Origin of the sequence: Streptomyces sp. NPDC014995 (genome assembly GCF_043080745.1) — a bacterium.
Lineage (GTDB): Bacteria > Actinomycetota > Actinomycetes > Streptomycetales > Streptomycetaceae > Streptomyces.
Genome location: NZ_JBIBVX010000009.1, coordinates 1 through 16,603 on the forward strand (window position 1 = coordinate 1; position 16,603 = coordinate 16,603).

General features: G+C 71.0%; 14 protein-coding genes. 8 read left to right on the forward strand and 6 right to left on the reverse strand.

Annotation, left to right across the window (positions count from 1 at the left end):
* Positions 1–155 precede the first annotated feature (155 nt).
* Both ACF1A1_RS19005 and ACF1A1_RS19010 read right to left on the reverse strand, forming a co-directional pair.
* The gene (locus tag ACF1A1_RS19005) at positions 156–1,022 is read right to left on the reverse strand and encodes a tyrosinase family protein (RefSeq protein ID WP_392001161.1); all 867 of its coding nucleotides are present in this window, start codon (positions 1,020–1,022) and stop codon (positions 156–158) included.
* Positions 1,006–1,584, reverse strand: coding sequence for a tyrosinase family oxidase copper chaperone (locus ACF1A1_RS19010; RefSeq protein ID WP_392001163.1), 579 nt, complete (start codon positions 1,582–1,584; stop codon positions 1,006–1,008). The genes ACF1A1_RS19005 and ACF1A1_RS19010 overlap by 17 nt, the downstream gene beginning before the upstream one ends.
* A 1,219-nt stretch (positions 1,585–2,803) precedes the next feature.
* Here ACF1A1_RS19010 and ACF1A1_RS19015 point away from each other — a divergent pair.
* Genes ACF1A1_RS19015 through ACF1A1_RS19050 form a run of 8 tightly spaced genes read left to right on the forward strand, consistent with a single transcriptional unit; the run spans position 2,804 to position 12,201 of the window.
* On the forward strand, positions 2,804–4,018 hold the full coding sequence (locus ACF1A1_RS19015) for a glycosyltransferase (RefSeq protein ID WP_392001165.1): 1,215 nt from the start codon (positions 2,804–2,806) through the stop codon (positions 4,016–4,018).
* A complete protein-coding gene (locus tag ACF1A1_RS19020) occupies positions 4,015–5,487 on the forward strand; it encodes a sugar transferase (protein WP_392001166.1) in 1,473 nt (490 codons plus the stop codon). Before ACF1A1_RS19015 ends, ACF1A1_RS19020 begins: the two co-directional genes overlap by 4 nt.
* Positions 5,488–5,493: 6 nt before the next feature.
* A complete protein-coding gene (locus ACF1A1_RS19025; protein ID WP_392001167.1) occupies positions 5,494–6,813 on the forward strand; it encodes an O-antigen ligase family protein in 1,320 nt (439 codons plus the stop codon).
* Positions 6,810–8,459: a murein biosynthesis integral membrane protein MurJ gene (murJ, locus tag ACF1A1_RS19030; protein WP_392001169.1), complete on the forward strand. Its 1,650-nt coding sequence runs from the start codon at positions 6,810–6,812 to the stop codon at positions 8,457–8,459. The genes ACF1A1_RS19025 and murJ overlap by 4 nt, the downstream gene beginning before the upstream one ends.
* On the forward strand, positions 8,443–9,198 hold the full coding sequence (locus ACF1A1_RS19035; protein WP_392001170.1) for a polysaccharide deacetylase family protein: 756 nt from the start codon (positions 8,443–8,445) through the stop codon (positions 9,196–9,198). The genes murJ and ACF1A1_RS19035 overlap by 17 nt, the downstream gene beginning before the upstream one ends.
* Positions 9,199–9,216: 18 nt before the next feature.
* Positions 9,217–10,371 (forward strand): glycosyltransferase, encoded by a 1,155-nt coding sequence (locus tag ACF1A1_RS19040; protein WP_392001585.1) that lies wholly within the window; start codon positions 9,217–9,219, stop codon positions 10,369–10,371.
* A gap of 7 nt (positions 10,372–10,378) precedes the next feature.
* Complete coding sequence (locus ACF1A1_RS19045) at positions 10,379–11,062, forward strand: lipopolysaccharide biosynthesis protein (protein ID WP_392001172.1); 684 nt, start codon at positions 10,379–10,381, stop codon at positions 11,060–11,062.
* Positions 11,059–12,201, forward strand: a complete 1,143-nt coding sequence (locus ACF1A1_RS19050) for a GNAT family N-acetyltransferase (RefSeq protein ID WP_392001174.1) — start codon at positions 11,059–11,061, stop codon at positions 12,199–12,201. The genes ACF1A1_RS19045 and ACF1A1_RS19050 overlap by 4 nt, the downstream gene beginning before the upstream one ends.
* 27 nt (positions 12,202–12,228) lie before the next feature.
* On the opposite strand, the gene ACF1A1_RS19055 is transcribed toward ACF1A1_RS19050, so the two are convergent.
* The 4 genes from ACF1A1_RS19055 to ACF1A1_RS19070 all read right to left on the reverse strand — a co-directional run bounded on the left by ACF1A1_RS19055 (position 12,229) and on the right by ACF1A1_RS19070 (position 16,401).
* Positions 12,229–13,455 (reverse strand): glycoside hydrolase family 26 protein, encoded by a 1,227-nt coding sequence (locus tag ACF1A1_RS19055; protein WP_392001175.1) that lies wholly within the window; start codon positions 13,453–13,455, stop codon positions 12,229–12,231.
* 182 nt (positions 13,456–13,637) lie between these two features.
* A complete protein-coding gene (locus ACF1A1_RS19060) occupies positions 13,638–14,384 on the reverse strand; it encodes an LPXTG cell wall anchor domain-containing protein (protein WP_392001176.1) in 747 nt (248 codons plus the stop codon).
* Between the two features lie 738 nt (positions 14,385–15,122).
* Positions 15,123–15,341: a hypothetical protein gene (locus ACF1A1_RS19065; RefSeq protein WP_392001178.1), complete on the reverse strand. Its 219-nt coding sequence runs from the start codon at positions 15,339–15,341 to the stop codon at positions 15,123–15,125.
* A gap of 757 nt (positions 15,342–16,098) precedes the next feature.
* Positions 16,099–16,401, reverse strand: coding sequence for a hypothetical protein (locus ACF1A1_RS19070; protein ID WP_392001180.1), 303 nt, complete (start codon positions 16,399–16,401; stop codon positions 16,099–16,101).
* Positions 16,402–16,603 lie beyond the last annotated feature (202 nt).

Consider the following 16,603-nt stretch of genomic DNA (forward strand, 5'->3'; position numbering starts at 1 on the left):
CGATCCACGGCCGTGACTCCCTCTTCCCCACGACAAACCAACGAGCAACCAGGACGACAGTCACATGATCAACAGCTTCTGTTAGGACCTCTAAGTCATCGGTGGACGCTTCGAGGTGCTCCCCGTATCGGATCTCCCGCAGGCGTCCGTGCGTGCTACTCGTACCGATAGATCCGGCTGATGTCTTCCAGTTCCTCCGGGGTGACGTCCCACGGCGGCATCCTCTCGTGCCGCGCGATGACCTGGCCTCTTTGGGCGTCTCCCGGGGCGGGCTGCTTCGCGGGGAGATAGCGGGCGTCCCGGTGCCGCCGCTGCCAGCGGGACCACACCAGGTCGACGAAGGCGTGGTGCATCCAGAAGACGGGGTCGTTGACGGAGGCGCCGCCCATCATGTGGCCGCCGACCCATCGATGGACGCGGTTGTGGTTGCGCCACGACACGGCACCGCGCCCCGACCCCCACCCCTCCAGCTTGTTGCGGAACCCTCTGGTGGACGTGGAGTTCCAGGGGGCCGTGTCGTAGACCGGATCGGCGAGGGTCTCCTTCAGATCCCCGGCTGTGGGCAGCGCGATCGGGTCCCTGGAGCGGCCCAGGTCACGCATGAGGTACTCGGCGTCGGTGATTGCCTCTTTGATGGTCCACTGGCCGTAGCGATAGGCGAAGGGGCCGGTCATGACCTGGCGGTCGGAACGCCGCCCGGTGCCGCCGAGCAGGTCGTCGGTCCACGGTACGGCCGTCGGCGTGCGGTTGCGCGTCCAGTCCCAATACGGCAGGGTCACCGACTCGTCCACGCGGCGTAGCCTGCTCTCCAGGTCCAGCAGGAACCTGCGGTGCCAGGGCAGGAAGGAAGGCGCCATGTGGGCTACGCGCAGCCCGCGCTCGCCGTCGGGGGCGTAGTACTCGATGTGCGTGCGCACGAACTCGTCGTACTCGCCCCGGCGTTTGACCTCCAGCAGCGCGTTGACGAAGCGGCGCCGTTCGGAAGGCGTGAGTGTGCTGACGTCCTTACGGGTGTACACCATGTCGATGCTCCCTCTCGGTTCCCCTCGCCCCACTCGGCGTACGACTGTCCTCCGCGCGACTGCTCCTGTCACCCGGCGCACCCAGCCGTGCGACGGGGCCGAGTTCATCGACGGCCGCACGTGCGGCGGCGAGTGGGGTCGCATACGACTGATAGTGGTCGACCATGCTCATCCAGCTGCCGTCCGCCCGGCGCATCAAATGCAGTTGCCGCCCGTCCACGGTGACGTGCCACGCGCTCGGGCCGTCCTCCACGGGCCGCTCGGCGTCATACCTGACACCGACGATGAGGTGGCCGCGATACGTCTCGTCGAACCGTTCGTCGTCTCCGGCCGGGCCCGGCGCCTTCCCCGCCGGTCCCGACGCTCTTGGGGCCGCACCCGAAGCCACCAGGCTCGGGGCGAGAGCCACTGCGGACGCCGATGCCAACAGCCCCCGCAGCACCCGGCGTCGCGCCGTGGCTCCGGGGGGGTGGGCGGTGGGCGACTTCGCTGCAGGGCGCGCGGAGCCGACCGCGGAGTCGGCAGCCGCGGGTGGGGCCGTCGTGGGTGCCGCGGGGCGCACTGGTGGTGGCTGCGGTGGTTTGCCGGTCGGCAATGCCTGTCTCCTCCTCGCCCTGAGGGGCGGTCTACGTGATACGCGCTCGACAGGCCGATTCCATGTGCGGTGGGATCGGCCCGGGGATACCGCTCAGCCCTGCGCCTACAGTTCGGGGGCCAGCATCTTCGCCTTCTTGAGAGTGCTGGCAGGAAACCCTTGTTCTCCGTGTCGAGCACCTCCGGCTGATAGTCCGCCAGCCGCTGGTCGACACGCTTCGTGACCTTGAAGTCACCTCTCCGGTGAGGCCAACGGCCTTGACCTTCGGTGCATCGAGAGCGGCGGCACCGGCCACGACCAGGCACTCGACAACGACGGCGCCATCGTGTTCCTTTCTGCGGCGACTCGAAAGTCATCAGGGGGAATCACTTCACCACCTTCAACGAGCCGCGGACTGAGCGGAAACCCCGTACGCAGAAAATCGCAGCGACTCACCCGGAGGATCACCCGAACGAAGGGCATGTCTCATCCGCCCTTCTCATCCTTGCGTGAGCAAGGCAAAGACCTGGTCCGGCCGTCGAAAAGAGAGCCGTCGTACCGGCCCGCCGCGGGGCCGTACGAGATCCAGGGCCGTGCGCCTCCCTCGCCTCAGACACACCTGCCCGTACTCAGGAAGGCAGCGGGCTCGGCAGGCCGGACACAACGGGACCCGGCAGGTCGCCCAGGTTGCGGAGACGGTGGCAACCACCCCCTGCGCCAAGGCCGCCATCGCGCGCGACGCCGGCCGGGTTGCCGGACGCGGCGGCCCTGATCAGGGCATCCACGTTCGTCGCCGGCCCAGACGTGCCGCAGGGACGCCCCCTCCACATTCGACACAAAGCCTGCATTCCCCGCCTCGTCCCGCACCCGGAGGGCGGCCCGACGAAGGAGCCGACGGCGACATCAGGGCGGACCCTTCGCGAGAAGCAGCAGGGGAAGCGTTCCCGACCGGGACCAACCACAGCCGGAAGGTGCGCCTGATGCGAGGTGATGACACCTCAACACCCATGCCCTTCTTGTCCCATATGCCCGTAATGCCAGGATAGGGTGACGTGTCAAACCAACCGACAACCTGATGTTTCCGTGAAGGAGCAATGCCGGCCATGCGTCACTCCCGAGGTTTTTCCACCACGACGCCCAGGGGGATCCTCCTGCCTGGCGGTGCGTCAGATCCTGACGGGCCCCTTCCAGGCCATCTCGCACGGTGATGACCAGCTGGTCTTCCGGACCGTCGTACGGCGCGACGCGACGCGGGGCCGCGCCGCGCGTCCTCCACGTCACCCAGCCGGTGGACGGCGGCGTCGCCCGCGTGGTCACCGACCTGGTGCGTGCGCAGCACGCGGCCGGTTTCGACGTCACGGTCGCGTGTCCCGACAGCGGCCTGGGGCAGGTACTGCGGGAGCTCGGCGCGTATGTACGGCACTGGCCCGCCACACGGTCGCCGGGTCCGTCGCTTCCCGGTGAGATCCGCCGGCTCGCGCACGTCGTCAAGGCGGTCCGGCCCGACGTTGTGCACGCGCACAGCGCCAAGGCCGGGCTCGCCGCCCGGCTGGCGGTGCGGGGGCGGATCCCGACGGTGTTCCAGCCGCACGCCTGGTCGTTCGAGGCGGTCCACGGCGTTACCGCGGCGGTCGCCACGGCGTGGGAACGGTGGGCGGCGCGCTGGACCAGCCGCGTGGTGTGCGTCAGCAGGGCCGAGCAGGCGCGAGGCCAGGGCGCTGGAGTGCGCGCCCACTGGCGGGTGATCCCCAACGGCATCGATCCGGTGCGTTTCCACCCCACCGCCGTCGCCGCCGTACGCCCGGACCTGGCCCCGCTCGCCGACCTTGATCCGGCCGCTTTGCTGGTGGTCTGCGTGGGGCGGCTGTGCCGGCAGAAAGGGCAGGACGTGCTGCTCGAGGCGTGGCCCTCGGTGTTGCGACGGGTGCCCGGAGCCCGGCTGGCGCTCGTCGGGGACGGGCCGCAGGAGCGGCCGCTACGGCACCGCGCGCCCGAGGGCGTGCTGTTCACCGGGGCCGTCACCGATGTCGTCCCCTGGTACCAAGCCGCCGACCTGGTGGTGCTGCCGTCCCGTTGGGAAGGCATGGCGCTCGCCCCTCTGGAGGCGATGGCGTGCGAGCGTCCCGTGGTGGTCACGGACGTGGCCGGTGCACGCGAGAGCCTGCCGCCCGGTCACACAACGCACTGTCTGGTGCCCCCGGGCCGACCGGGCCCGCTGGCCGACGCGCTCACCAGGATGCTGCTCGACCCGCTGCTGCGCGAGTCGATCGGAGCCCAGGGGCGCCGCCACGTATCGGCCGCGCACGACGTGCGGCGCTCGGCCGAGGCGGTCGCGGACCTCTACCGCGAACTGCTCGGCGCCCGGCGCACGGTGGCCCACCGCGCGGAACCCACCGAGTGCAGGGAGTCGATCCGCTCGTGACCGCCGAACGTACCGTCCCTCCCCCCGGTGGCCTGCCACCGGAGCAGGGATTCCCGCCCGTCTCGGTCATCCACCCGCGCGGCGCCGCCGGCGGCTTGCGGCTCCCCGCCGGGCGGCGGACCGCCAGGCGGCGCACTGTCGTGCTGCCCCTGCTCGCCGCGGACGCGGCCGCCGCGCTCACCGCCGCCCCCGCACTCCCGCATCCCCTGGTGACCGCGCCCCTGCTGCTCGCCGTCCTCTGTCTGAACGCCCGGGCGGCTTTGTACCGCCCCGCCGCCGTACCCGCCGTCCTCGACGAACTCCCCGCCGTCTGCACACGGATCGCGGTGAGCTGGTGCGCGCTCGCGGCCATGGTCGCGGCGCTCTCCCCCGCACACGCCCTGTCCGTCCGTACGCTGCTGACCGGCTGCGTCCTGCAGTCGGCGGCGAGCTGGGCGGGCCGCGGCGCGGTGCACTGGCACCGCCGCCGGACGCTGGCCCGCCGTCCCGCCGCGGCCCTCGTCGTCGGCCCGGCCGCCATCGCCCCGCGAGTGGCCGCCGCCTTCCTGCGCCACCCAGGGTGCGGCCTCAGGCCGGTCGGCGTCCTGTCCGACGGCGGGGCCGACGGCGAGGGGCTGCCGGTGCTCAGCACGGACGAGGAGGCGCAGCGGGCCGTCATCCAGAACAACGTGCGGGCCGTGCTCACCGTGGGCCCCGCAGGCGAACACGCCGCGCTGCTGCGTAAGTTGGTCGAGGCGGGCTGCGTGCTCTGGGAGGTCGACGCGGACGTACCGGCGTGCGACCGGGCCGGGGACCCGGCGTACGACGAGGTCGGACGGACGCCCCGCCGCCGGTCCCGGCACGAGCGGATCGCGGGCTTCTCCTGCCGTCGCCTGGATGTCGGGCGACGCCCCGACAGCCCCGCCAAGCGAGTCCTCGACTTCCTCGTCTCCGGGATCCTGCTCGTCCTCGCCGGCCCGGTGCTGCTGGTCTGCGCGGTCGTGCTGCGGGTCAGCGACGGGCCCGAGGTCGTCTTCCGCCAGAAGCGCGTCGGCAGGGACGGCCGCCCCTTCACGCTGCTGAAGTTCCGCACCCATCGTCCGGCCGACCCGCACGAGGCGGCGACCCGCTGGAGCGTGGCGGACGAGCGGAACATGAGCCGCTTCTGCCGCTTCCTGCGCCGCACCTCGCTCGACGAGCTGCCCCAGCTGTGGAATGTCTTCCGGGGCGATATGACCCTGGTCGGGCCGCGCCCCGAACGGCCCTACTTCGTCGCCGTGTTCAGCCGAACCTACCCCGGTTACGCCGCCCGCCACCGCATGCGGACCGGTCTCACCGGGCTCGCCCAGATCCACGGGCTGCGCGGCGACACCTCCATCGAGGACCGCGCCCGGTTCGACAACGCGTACATCGACGACTGGTCGCTGTGGCAGGACGTCTGCATCCTGCTGCGCACCGCCGCCGCGCTGGTCCGGCCGACGGGGAGCTGAACACCGGTGAGCCACGCACGCACCCTGACCGCCACGCGCGCGCTGACCCCCGTCCTGCCGGTGGTCGCGGTGATCGTCCTGCTGGCGCTGCCCGACGCGCCTGGCCACGAAGGCGGCGCGACCCTCGCCGACGCCGCCTCCGGTGCTGTCGTACTGTGTTGCGCCGTACGTCTTCTGTACCACCGGCGACGCCCCCTGTCGCCCACCGCCGCCGTGGTCCTGGGCATGCCCGTGGTGGGCATCGCGGTCGCGGCGGCGGGAGCCGAAGTGCCGGGCACGGCGGTCGCGGGCTTCTCGCGCTATCTGCAGATCTTCGTGCTCGTCCCGGCCGCCGTCCTGCTGCTCGTCCGCGACCGGCGCGATGTCCGGCTGCTGGCCTGGTCGGTGGTGGGGCTCGCGGTGTGGCAGGGGGCTGTGGGGGTGCACCAGTACGCGACCGGGACCGGCGCCTCGTACATGGGCCGGGAGATCCGCGCCGTCGGCACCTACGGCCCCGACGACATCATGGCGATGGTGACCGTGGTCGCCTTCGGGCTGGTGTGCGCGGTGGGGCTGGCGCTGGGCTCCGCACCGGTACGGCAACGGGTGTGGGCCCTGGTGTGCGCGCTGCTGCTGGTGGTGCCGCTGGCGGTGTCCTTCAGCCGGGGCGCGTGGATCGCGACGGTCCTCGCCTGTACGGCGCAACTGGTGCTGGCGGGCCTGCGACGTGCGGTCAGGGTGGGCGCGGTCGTGGCCGCCGTCACCGTGATCCTCATGGGCCAGTTCGGTGTCGGCTCCGCGCTGCTCCAGGAACGGCTCAGCAGCATCGGGCAGGTCGCCCACGCCCCGGACCAGTCGGTCGCCGACCGGTACGCCCTGTGGGCGGCGGCCGCCGACATGTGGCGCGAGCGACCTCTGACGGGCGTCGGTCTCAAGGGCTTCCCCGAGCACCGCGACGGGCACGCCTCGCTGACGCTGTCGTCGGGCAGCGACACGGAGGGCGCGGGCGCGGCGTACCGGAAGCAGCCGCTGCTGTCACCGCACAGCATGTACCTGCTGGTGCTGGGCGAGCAGGGGCTGATCGGGCTGCTGACGCTGGCGGGGAGCTGGCTGGCGCTGCTGGTGCTGGGGTTGCGCAGGCTGGCCCGGGCCCGGCGAGCGGGGGATCCCGGGCTCGACTGCGCGCTCATCGCCTGCGGCCTGCTGGTCTGGCATCTGGTCAGCTTCGCCTACGCCGACATCGGCGGACCCTCGACCGTCCTCTTCGCCGTCTGCCTCGGGCTGTCGGCGTGGTGGGCGCTGGCACGTCCCGACCCGACCTTCCCCGAGGAGGCTGCGGCACGATGACGATCATCCGACCACGGGCCGGGGACGCCACCGTTCCCCCGGCGCGTGCCGGCACCGGCCGCCCGGACACCAGTGGCGCCAGGCCCGTCTCACAGGGCTTCCTCGCCAGGGCCGCCTTCGTCACGATCGCCCTCTCCCTGGCCGGAGCCGTGCTGGGCCTGGGCCGGGACCAGGTACTGGCCCGCCTCTTCGGGGCCGGGAGCGAGACGGACGCCTTCCTGGTCGCCTGGACCGTGCCGGAGTTCGCGGCGACGCTGCTGATCGAGGACGGGCTGGCCTTCGCGCTCGTACCGGCGTTCAGTGCGGCCCTGGCCCGCCGTGCCCGGGACGGCGCGGGCGACCCGGTGCGTGCCCTGGTCCGCGCCACGCTGCCCCGCCTGTCGCTGGCGTTCGCCGCCGTTTCGGTGCTGCTCGTCTGCGCGGCGCCATACCTGGTGGAGGCTCTGGCACCGGGGCTGACGGACCCGCGATTCGCGGTGGACTGCACCCGGCTCACCGCCACATGCGTCCTGACGTTCGGCCTGGCCGGCTACTGCAGCGCGGCCCTGCGCGCGCACCGCCGGTTCGTCGCACCCGCGGCCATCTACGTCGCCTACAACACCGCCATCATCACGGCGATGTCCCTCCTCGGCGCGCGCTGGGGCGTACGGGCGGCGGCGGTCGGTGTCGCGGTGGGCGGCGCGCTCATGGTCGTCATCCAGCTTCCCTCACTGGTACGGCAGTTGAGCCGCAAGGCAACGGCCCCGGGGACCGCCGCGACAGCCGAAGAGGCGTCCCGGCGCGCCATGGGCCTCGCCCTCGTCGGCGCTGTCGTGCTCTTCGCCCTGTGCCGCCAGTCCCAGGTCCTCATCGAGCGGTTCCTGGCCTCCACACTCCCCTCCGGAGCCATCTCGCACCTGAACTACGCCCAGAAGGTGGCCCAGATGCCGATGGTGCTCGCCCTGATGCTGTGCACGGTCACCTTTCCGGTCGTGGCGCGGGCGCTGGCCGAGGGCGACACCGAACGGGCCCGCGACCGCGTTGAGCGCGATCTGAAGGTGGTCTCCCGCGTGGTGCTGCTCGGCGCCGCGGCCGTCGTCGCGTGTGGCCCGCAACTCGTCCATCTGCTGTTCGAGCGGGGCGCGTTCACGACGCAGGACACCTCGGCCACCGCCGCGGTCATGCGTGTGTACGCGCTCGGGCTGCTCGGCCATGCCCTGGTGGGCGCGCTCGTCCGGTCGTACTTCTCCGCAGGGCGGCCCACCTGGTACCCGGTGGCCGCCATGACCGCGGGAGTCGCCGTCACGTCGTGGACCGGCGCGGCGGCGGTCGGCTCGTGGGGCGTGCTGGGGATTGCGGCGGCCAACGCGGCCGGCATCACCCTCACCGCTCTGCTCCTGCTGCACGGCATGGAGACGCGCAGCGTGCCGATCCGCACTCGGCGGGTGCTGGCAGGGATGGGCAGGCCGCTGTGCGCGGCAGTGGTCGCCTGTGGCGCCGGCTGGTTGTGCACCAACCGCATCGGCTCCCCCGGCCTCGGGCTCGTGGCCGGTAGCGCGGCCGTGACCGTCGTCTTCCTTCTACTGGCCCGTGCTCCGGGCGAGCAGGGCCTCGTCTCCGTACTCCGTACCGTCTCTTGGAGGCTTCCGCATGCCCGTGTCCGCTGAGCCCGCGCTCCTCCCCGGCAGGCCCCTGTGCAGCCCCGGCCCATCTCCGTGGGTGGTGATGTACCACTCCGTGGGCGACTGTTCCCACGACCCGTACCGCATCACCGTCTCGCCCCGGCGCCTGGACCGGCAGCTCCGCTGGCTGCGCCGTCGAGGCCTGCGCGGCGTCGGCGTGCGGGAGTTGCTCACCTCGCGCGCCCGGGGTGCGGGCCAGGACCTGGTGGGCCTGACCTTCGACGACGGGTACGCCGACTTCGTCTTGCACGCTCTGCCGCTGCTACGCCGCCACGGCTGCGGCGCCACCTTGTTCGTGCTGCCAGGCAGGCTCGGCGGCGACAACGCCTGGGATCCACTGGGCCCGCGCAAGCCGCTGCTGTCGGCGGAGGGCATCCGGCACGCCGCCGCCGAGGGCATCGAGATCGGCTCGCACGGCCTCACTCACGTCGACCTGACCCGGGTCGACGACGCGCTGCTCCAGGCTGAGGTGAGGGACAGCAGAACCCTGCTCTCCGAAGTGACCGGTGCTGACGTCCACGGCTTCTGCTACCCGTACGGGAGGCTCCATCGCCGCGCGGTCGACGCCGTACGGGCAGCCGGCTACACCTACGCCTGCGCCACCGACCCCGGCCACCTGACCGGCCTCCTCGCCCTCCCCCGCGTCCATTTCGGTGAGAACGACACGGCCTGGCGGCTGTACCTCAAGCACCGGCTGCGCCGCCGCCCCGTCGAGGGGGTGTGACCCTTGGCGACGCCCGAGTTGAAGGCCCTGCACGTCATCACCGGACTCGGCGTCGGCGGGGCCGAACAGCAACTCCGGCTGCTGCTGCGCCACCTGCCCGCCGACTGCGACGTCGTGACGCTCACCAACCCGGGCCCGGTCGCCGAGGGCCTGGCGGCGGATGGTGTCCGCGTCGTCCACCTGGGCATGACCGGTAACCGCGACCTGTCCGCCCTGGCCCGCCTGGTCCGTCTGATCCGGTCCGGCCGCTACGACCTCGTACACACCCATCTCTACCGGGCCTGCGTGTACGGCAGGGTCGCCGCGCGCCTGGCGGGCGTGCGAGCCGTGGTGGCCACCGAACACTCCCTCGGCCGAACGCAGATGGAGGGCCGCTCCCTGAGCCCCGGCGTGCGCGCGCTGTACCTGGCCGGCGAGCGGCTGGGACACGTCACGGTCGCGGTTTCCGCTGCGGTGGCCGACCGGCTCAGGCGCTGGGGCGTACCCGAACCGCGTATGAGGATCGTGCCCAACGGCATCGACGTGGCCCGCTTCCGCTTCGACCCGGCCGTCCGTGAACGCACCCGCCGCCAACTCAGGTTGCCACAGGGCGCGTACGTCGTCGGCGGCATCGGCCGGCTGACCGAGGGCAAGCGGTTCGGCGTGCTGATCGGCGCCCTCGCTCAACTGCCCGTCGACTGCTGGTTGCTGCTGGTCGGCGGCGGCCCGCAGGAGAGCCTCCTGCGGGCCGCCGCCCAGCGGGCCGGAGTGGCCGACCGGGTGCTGCTCACGGGCGAGCGGCCGTACGTGCCCGACGGCTCCCCCGGTCCCGATCTGCCGGCGCTGACCTCCGCGATGGACGTACTGGCCTCACCGAGCCCCGAGGAGGCGTTCGGGCTCGCCGTCGTGGAGGGCCTGGCGGCGGGACTGCCGGTGCTGTACGCATCCTGCCCGGCCGTTGAGGACCTACCGCCCCGCCTTGCCACCGAGGCCCGCCGGGTGCGGGGCGGCGCGGACGCGTTCGCCCGCGCTCTGACCGAGACCCGCGCCCTGCCCGAGGCCGGGCGGCCTCGCCCGCAGAACCGCCCTGCCTCCGCCACCGCCCGCCACTACTGCATCACACGCACCACCGCACAGCTGATGGACGTGTACGCGGCCACCGTCTCCGCTCATCCCCGTCCCCTTGGGAAGTGACCACCTCATGACCTCCACGACCTCCACAACGGAATCCTCGCCACACCCGGCACCCGTGGCCCGGACGCGTCCGGTGTTCCCACGCCTGAGGAGGCTTCCGGCGTGGTCCCTGCTCGCGGCCGGCACCCTCGCCGGAGGTGCCACCGGCGGCGCGTACGGCGCCCTCACGGCGCCCGCATACTCGGCCACGGCCTACGTCGTCGCCGTACCGACCGAGAAGTCGGACCCGCAGGCAGCGCTCGGCTTCGCCCAGGTGTACGGCCGGGTCGCCACGCAGCTCGCTGTGCTCGGGGACGCCCAGGTGTGGGCGGGCGTACCGGTGAGGACGCTGCGCGAGAGCGTGCGGTCGGCGACCTCCCCGGACGCTCCGATGGTCGCCGTGACAGCCACCGCCCGCCGCCCCGATCTCGCCGTCGATATGGCCAACGCGGTCACCCGTGCGCTGACGCGGCACGCCAATCACGCCAAGAACGCCACGCAAGTCGAACTCCAGCAGTTCTCCCGAGCCGTCAAGCCCGCCGAACCGTCCTCGGCGCCCCCCGTGCTGACCGGCCTGGTAGGCGCGAGCGCGGGCGGCCTGCTGGGCGGCCTCGCGCTGCTGGTCCGCCCGCGCCGCCCCGCCGCCGACGGCGAACGCCCAGCCGTCGTGCCCGGTCCGGCCACCGCCGGCGACGCGCACGAGCAGCCGTGAGCGGGCTGCTGCAGGCCCGCGGTGGCACCCTGCGGGTCGAACTGTGCACCGACGACCGGCAATTCGCGGCACTGGGCCCGGCCTGGGACCGGCTGTACCGCAGGTGCGGTGCGGCGACCCCCTTCCAGAGCCACGCCTGGCTGCACTCGTGGTGGACGTCGTACGGCAGGCCCGGCCGGCTGCGGCTGGTGCTGGTGCGCGACGGCGGGGCCCCCGGTGAACAGGGGGAACTCCGTGCGGCCGCACCGCTGATGCGGGTCGGACAACCGCTGCCCCGGCTCGTCCCGCTGGGTGGCGCCATCTCCGACTTCGGGGACGTGCTGCTCGACGATGAGCACGCCGGCCCGGCGGCGGCCGCGCTCGCCGAGGCACTGTCGGTGGCCGCCCGCACCGCGCTGATCGACTTCCGTGAGGTACGGCCGGGCAGCGCGGTCGAGCGCGTCTACGAGCTCTGGCGAGGACCGCGCCGCCGGGTCCGCGACTCGGTCTGCCTGGAACTGCCCGCCGTACCGATGGAGGAGTTGGTGGCCCGGCTGTCCGGGGCGAAGGCCCGACGGGCGCGGTACCAGTTGCGCAAACTGACCGCGATGGGCGTGACACGCCGGACCGTGCCCCCCGATGAGGTGGACGCCGCGCTGCGGCGGCTCCTCACGCTGCACCGGCTGCAGTGGCAGAACCGCGGGGTGACGCCGGAGCATCTTCGGAAGCGGTTTGCCACGCACCTTGTCCGCGCGGTGGGGCCGTTGGTGCGCTCGGGCGACGCCGTGGTCACCGAGTTCCTGCTGGACGGCGAGGTGGTGGCCGTCGACCTGACGCTGCTGGCTCCGCTTCTGGCGGGCTGCTATCTGTACGGCGTCCATCCGCTGCTGCGCGAGCGGAAGGCGAACATCGCCGTGATGCTGCTGGACACGTGTGCCCGGCACACCGGCACCGGTGAGCGCCGCACACTGAGCCTGCTGCGCGGCGACGAGCCGTACAAGTACCACTGGCGCCCCGAGCCCGTGGTCAACCAGCGCTTGCTGCTGGCCCGGCGGCGCACCGCCCCGCTGCTGTCGGTGGTCGTCTGCGAGGTCGCCGCGCGCAGCCGGGCCAGGGAACTGGTGCGCGGGTGGAAGGAACGGGGCGACGGCAGGACCTGAGCCTCCCGCCGCCTCGAATCGTGGGGGTCACCGGACGCGGGACCCCCAGTCGAAGCGGATGCAGAACCGTCTGCCGAGCCAGTACTCGGCCCAGTCGCCCAGGTCCAGCGGTGAGCACTCCGGACGGGGCAGCGGCACCGGTGTGTGCTGCGGTAGCGGTACAGGGCTGGGCACGGGCATCGGCCCGGGCTCGGTACGGTCGAAGAGCTCGGACCGGTACACCTCGGCCGCCCTCGGGTTCCGCCCGCACCGCCACACGCCGTGCGGGCAGTAGTCGGTGAGCGTGTTGTACAGCGGCTTGTGTTGGTCGATCCAGGCGAGCATGCGCCGCATGTACTCCGCGTTGTCGCCGTTGCGGAACAGACCCCACTCCGGATACGAAACGGGTTTGCCGTGTTCCCTGGCGAAGTCCACGTGTTTCTGCAGCCCGTACGGCTCTGACACCTGCTCGTCGAATGACATTCCCTGTGGCTGGTCGTACGCGTCCATGCCGATGATGTCGACCGTGTCGTCCCCCGGATAGCACTCCGTCCAGGGAATGGCGTCGCGCCCGCGGCTCGGCGCGAAGTCGAACCGGAACTTCTGGCCCGCGACGGAGCGCATGGTGGTGACGATCCTGTTCCAGTACGTCTTCCAGGCCTGCGGGTCCGGCCCGCACCGATGGGAGTACGTGGTGCCGTTCATCTCCCAGCCGAGCACGAGCACGGTGTCCGGCACCCTCAACTCGACCAGCCGCTCGGCCAGGCGGCGGTAGTGCGCGTCGAACGCCCCGGCCGCGCCCCGGCCCAGCAGTTCACGCACCTCGGCATCGGAGACGTCCTCCTCATTGCGTTCCAGCATGGGCACGTTGAGGACAAGGATCCTGTCGGCCCTCTCCCGACGCCAGGCCGACCAGTAGTCCAGGAAGCGGGGGGCACCCTCGATGTTGCTCCAGCGGTCACCCGGCAGATACGTGCGCCCCACGCGCAGGTCGGCGCCGCCCAGCCACCGGCTGAGCCGCCCCATCAGGGCCACGCCCCGGGGTGAGTAGTCGAGGTAGGCACCGTAGGCAGGAAGCGGGGCGGATGGTGCCGGAGATGCGGGCAGCACGGGCGGTTCGCCAGTAACCGTCGCCGTCGGCACAGGTGTCCTGGCGGCCTCTCCCACCCCGGCGCTCAGGGCGGGTCCCGGTCCCGGCACCAGGGCGGTCGACGCGGTAATGCCGACCGCTACATACGTGGGCCATCTTCTGTGCCGTCGTTGCTGTGCGGCCATGGCTGCTCCTGTCTCCGCTCATCGGCAGCAGTCACAGCGCGTACGCTGCCGCCTGCCTTTCCGTATCCCCTCCACGCGGGGTGAGCCATGACCTAGCCGGGCGTGATCACGGCCGAGAACGAGTCCGGGTGCCGGACACGATGCGTCCGGCACCCGAGGGGGCGCTACCGAGTGGAGCCTGCCTACCGAAGGGACACGGCTCGGCCTCGTCGGTACAGGATGACGCCGCTCGTCAGCAGCAGCGCGGCGAGCCCCGAAGCCACGAGCATCTCCTGTTCACTGCCGGTCTCAGCGAGCGAGGAAGGCTGCGTCGGGAGCTTGGCGGTCGAGGTGGCCGCCTGCGGCGACGTGGGCGCCTTTGTCGCCGCTGGAACGGTGCTGGTCGATGATGCCGACGGCTCCGTGGGCAGTGTGGGCGAGTCGTCGCCGTCGCCAACGCCGTCGCCATCGCCGCTGTCGTCCCCGTAGCCGGCGCCGTCACCGCCACCGCTGTCATCGCCGTGGCCGGCGCCGTCACCACCACCGCTGTCGTCCCCGTAGCCGGCGCCGTCACCGCCACCGCTGTCATCGCCGTGGCCGGCGCCGTCACCACCACCGCTGTCATCCCCGTAGCCGGCGTCATGGCCATGCCTGACGTCGCCGAAACCACTGTTGTGGCCTTGATCGCCGTGCTGCCGGTCGGCGTCGGGGGAAGCCCCGTTCGACCCGCGCGAGTTCGGGCCGCTGGCCCAGGTGTACCGAAGGGACGGGTTGCCCTCGGCGCGCACGTTGGTGGAGCTGCCCTCGGTGTTCGCGGCGGTGTCCGCCGGAGCCTCGGCGGTGTGGCCCGACCGTGAGCTGGGCGATACCCCGGAAGTCCCCTCGGAGCGCGAGTCCGCGGACGCTGGGGTTCCGTACAGGGACAAAATACTTGTCGCGGCGGCGGCCACGACCATTCCCCTGCTCAGGTTCTGTCGCAATCTGGTCGTCTTCCTGCTCGAATAGGTGGGAAAGTCGGCCTCAGAACCCGAAGGAACAGGTCCAGGGCCTGCCCGTACCGCAGCCGTTCGGCTGGTGTTCCCTCAACGGCCCACAGTTGCCGACCATCCGGTGCTCTGCGGATCCTGTACGTGGTGTTGTGTTGATTCGGTTCCGCGCACGGAGAAACGAAAGGAATTCCCCTTTCGTCAGTTACTGCCCCTCTTCTTTCGGCTGCGCCGGGGAGCGGCTTCACGCCTGCCGTAGTTTCGTCGCCACTCGATTTTCCGACTGGTCAGATGATGGGACCCGGTGAAATGCCAGTACCGGCAGCCGGGGCAGCGATAGATCCGGTCCGGAATCTTCTGGATCAGTGGCTGCCTGATGAGCCAGGCACGAGCCTCACTCTCGGCCCGGAATGACGCCTTCCCCGTTTCCGGGCAACGCGGCAGGATGACCATGTCACTCATGTCCCCTCCGAACTGCGCTACGTTGTGCGTCGCCTACGGCGTGGCGGTTCTTCGTTGATGAGCACCCTCGGAAATGGAAAGCGCCTCTCCCTCGGTGGATGACGATGTCACCTCATCCGCCCGTCAGGGAAAGACGCTTTCAGGTCGGGCCACGACCCCCACGGGAATCGACGAGAAAGGCCCTGACCGCCGAACTGAGGTCGAACGGTCAAAACCCGGGCCCGAAAGGCCTCACATCGTTCAGAGTCCCAGGAGGTCCGTGGCGATCGTGACCGTAGCCGTGGCGGTGTTGGTGTTGGTGTTGGTGTTGCTGTTGTTGTTCTCGTTGACGATGACAATGCCGCCGTCGTTTTCGCGCCCCTCGTTCTCGTCACAGGCGCTGGCAGCCGAGGCGGAACCCGCGAGAAGAGCCACCGCCGCGAGGGTCGAGGCAGCGCCCACCTTCATGGTCTTGCGCATTTGATATCTCCGTTCTGTTTCTTCCCCGCTGGAAGAACGGAACCGATATTGCCCGGACAGGCAAGGCCACACAACTTGAAAGGCCCCCAGGCTTGGAACTTCATCCACATGGCCCTACACTGCAGCTGATATTAATTACCGAGTGCGCAGACTGCTCCGGGCCGGCCACCTGATGGAGCGATGACTGACGGGCTGGGAAACGGATCGAATCAGCGTTCACTTCGAACTCCAGCCCCAACACGTAGGCCGACAGGGCACTGCCAGCCCTCTGGACGCCGACGTCAGGCGAAGGTCTGCCGTGGAGCGGCCCGAGACGGCCGGGCGGCGACGAGCGACGAGGAGACCAGCAGCACGGCGGCCACCGGATCATACGATGAGACATCCGTCCCCCTGGATATCACTAGGGGCCGACCGCCATAGGCGATCGGCCCCTAGTTTCTGGCACCTAAATGTTTCTTAGATACCTATCGGGAAGATGTGATCAAGGGCTGCAGACCCCGCAACACGGGTGCGCTGCCCAGTTGAATCACCGACCGAGCAGCGATATGCGCGACCCGATGCAGCGCATTCGCCGTAGGTTTACGGCCGTTCGAGCGGAGCGCCTCTTCCTCGGCGGATGAGGATGTCACCTCATCCGCCCGCCAGGGAAAGACGCCTTCAGGTCGGGCCACGGTCCCCAAGAGAATCGGGTGACCGCCGAACTGGCCTCGAACGATCACAAGCCGGCTCCATAGGGCTCAGCCCAGTGTCACAGCGCCTACACCAGGCCCAGGACGGAAAGGAGGCTAACGCCACCGGACTGCTGGCCGGCAGCCGCCGCAGCCGGAGCGGGGGCGGGGGCCGCGACCGGGGCCGGGAGGGTGACCGTGGCGGTGGCGGTCGCGGTGTTCTCGTTGGTGTTGGCGTTCGTGTTCGTGTTCTCGTTGACGATGGAAATGCCCGGCTCGTCGCCCCCGAACCGGTGGTCGCCCTCGGTGGCGCTGGCGGCCGAGGCGGAACCCGCGAGGAGAGCCACCGCCGCGAGGGTCGACGCAGCCCCCACCTTCATGGTCTTGCGCATTTGATATCTCCGTTCTGTTTCTTCCCGGTTGGAAGAACGGAACCGATATTGCCTCAACGCCGAAGCAGGCACCACTTGGAAGCCCTGTGCCCCCGGAACTTCATCCACATGGCCCTCTGGGGCAGGTAATAGGAAGGATAAAACCCCCAGGTCACGCCGCATCCATCACCCAATGGAGTAATGACACACCGGCTGCTCAAAC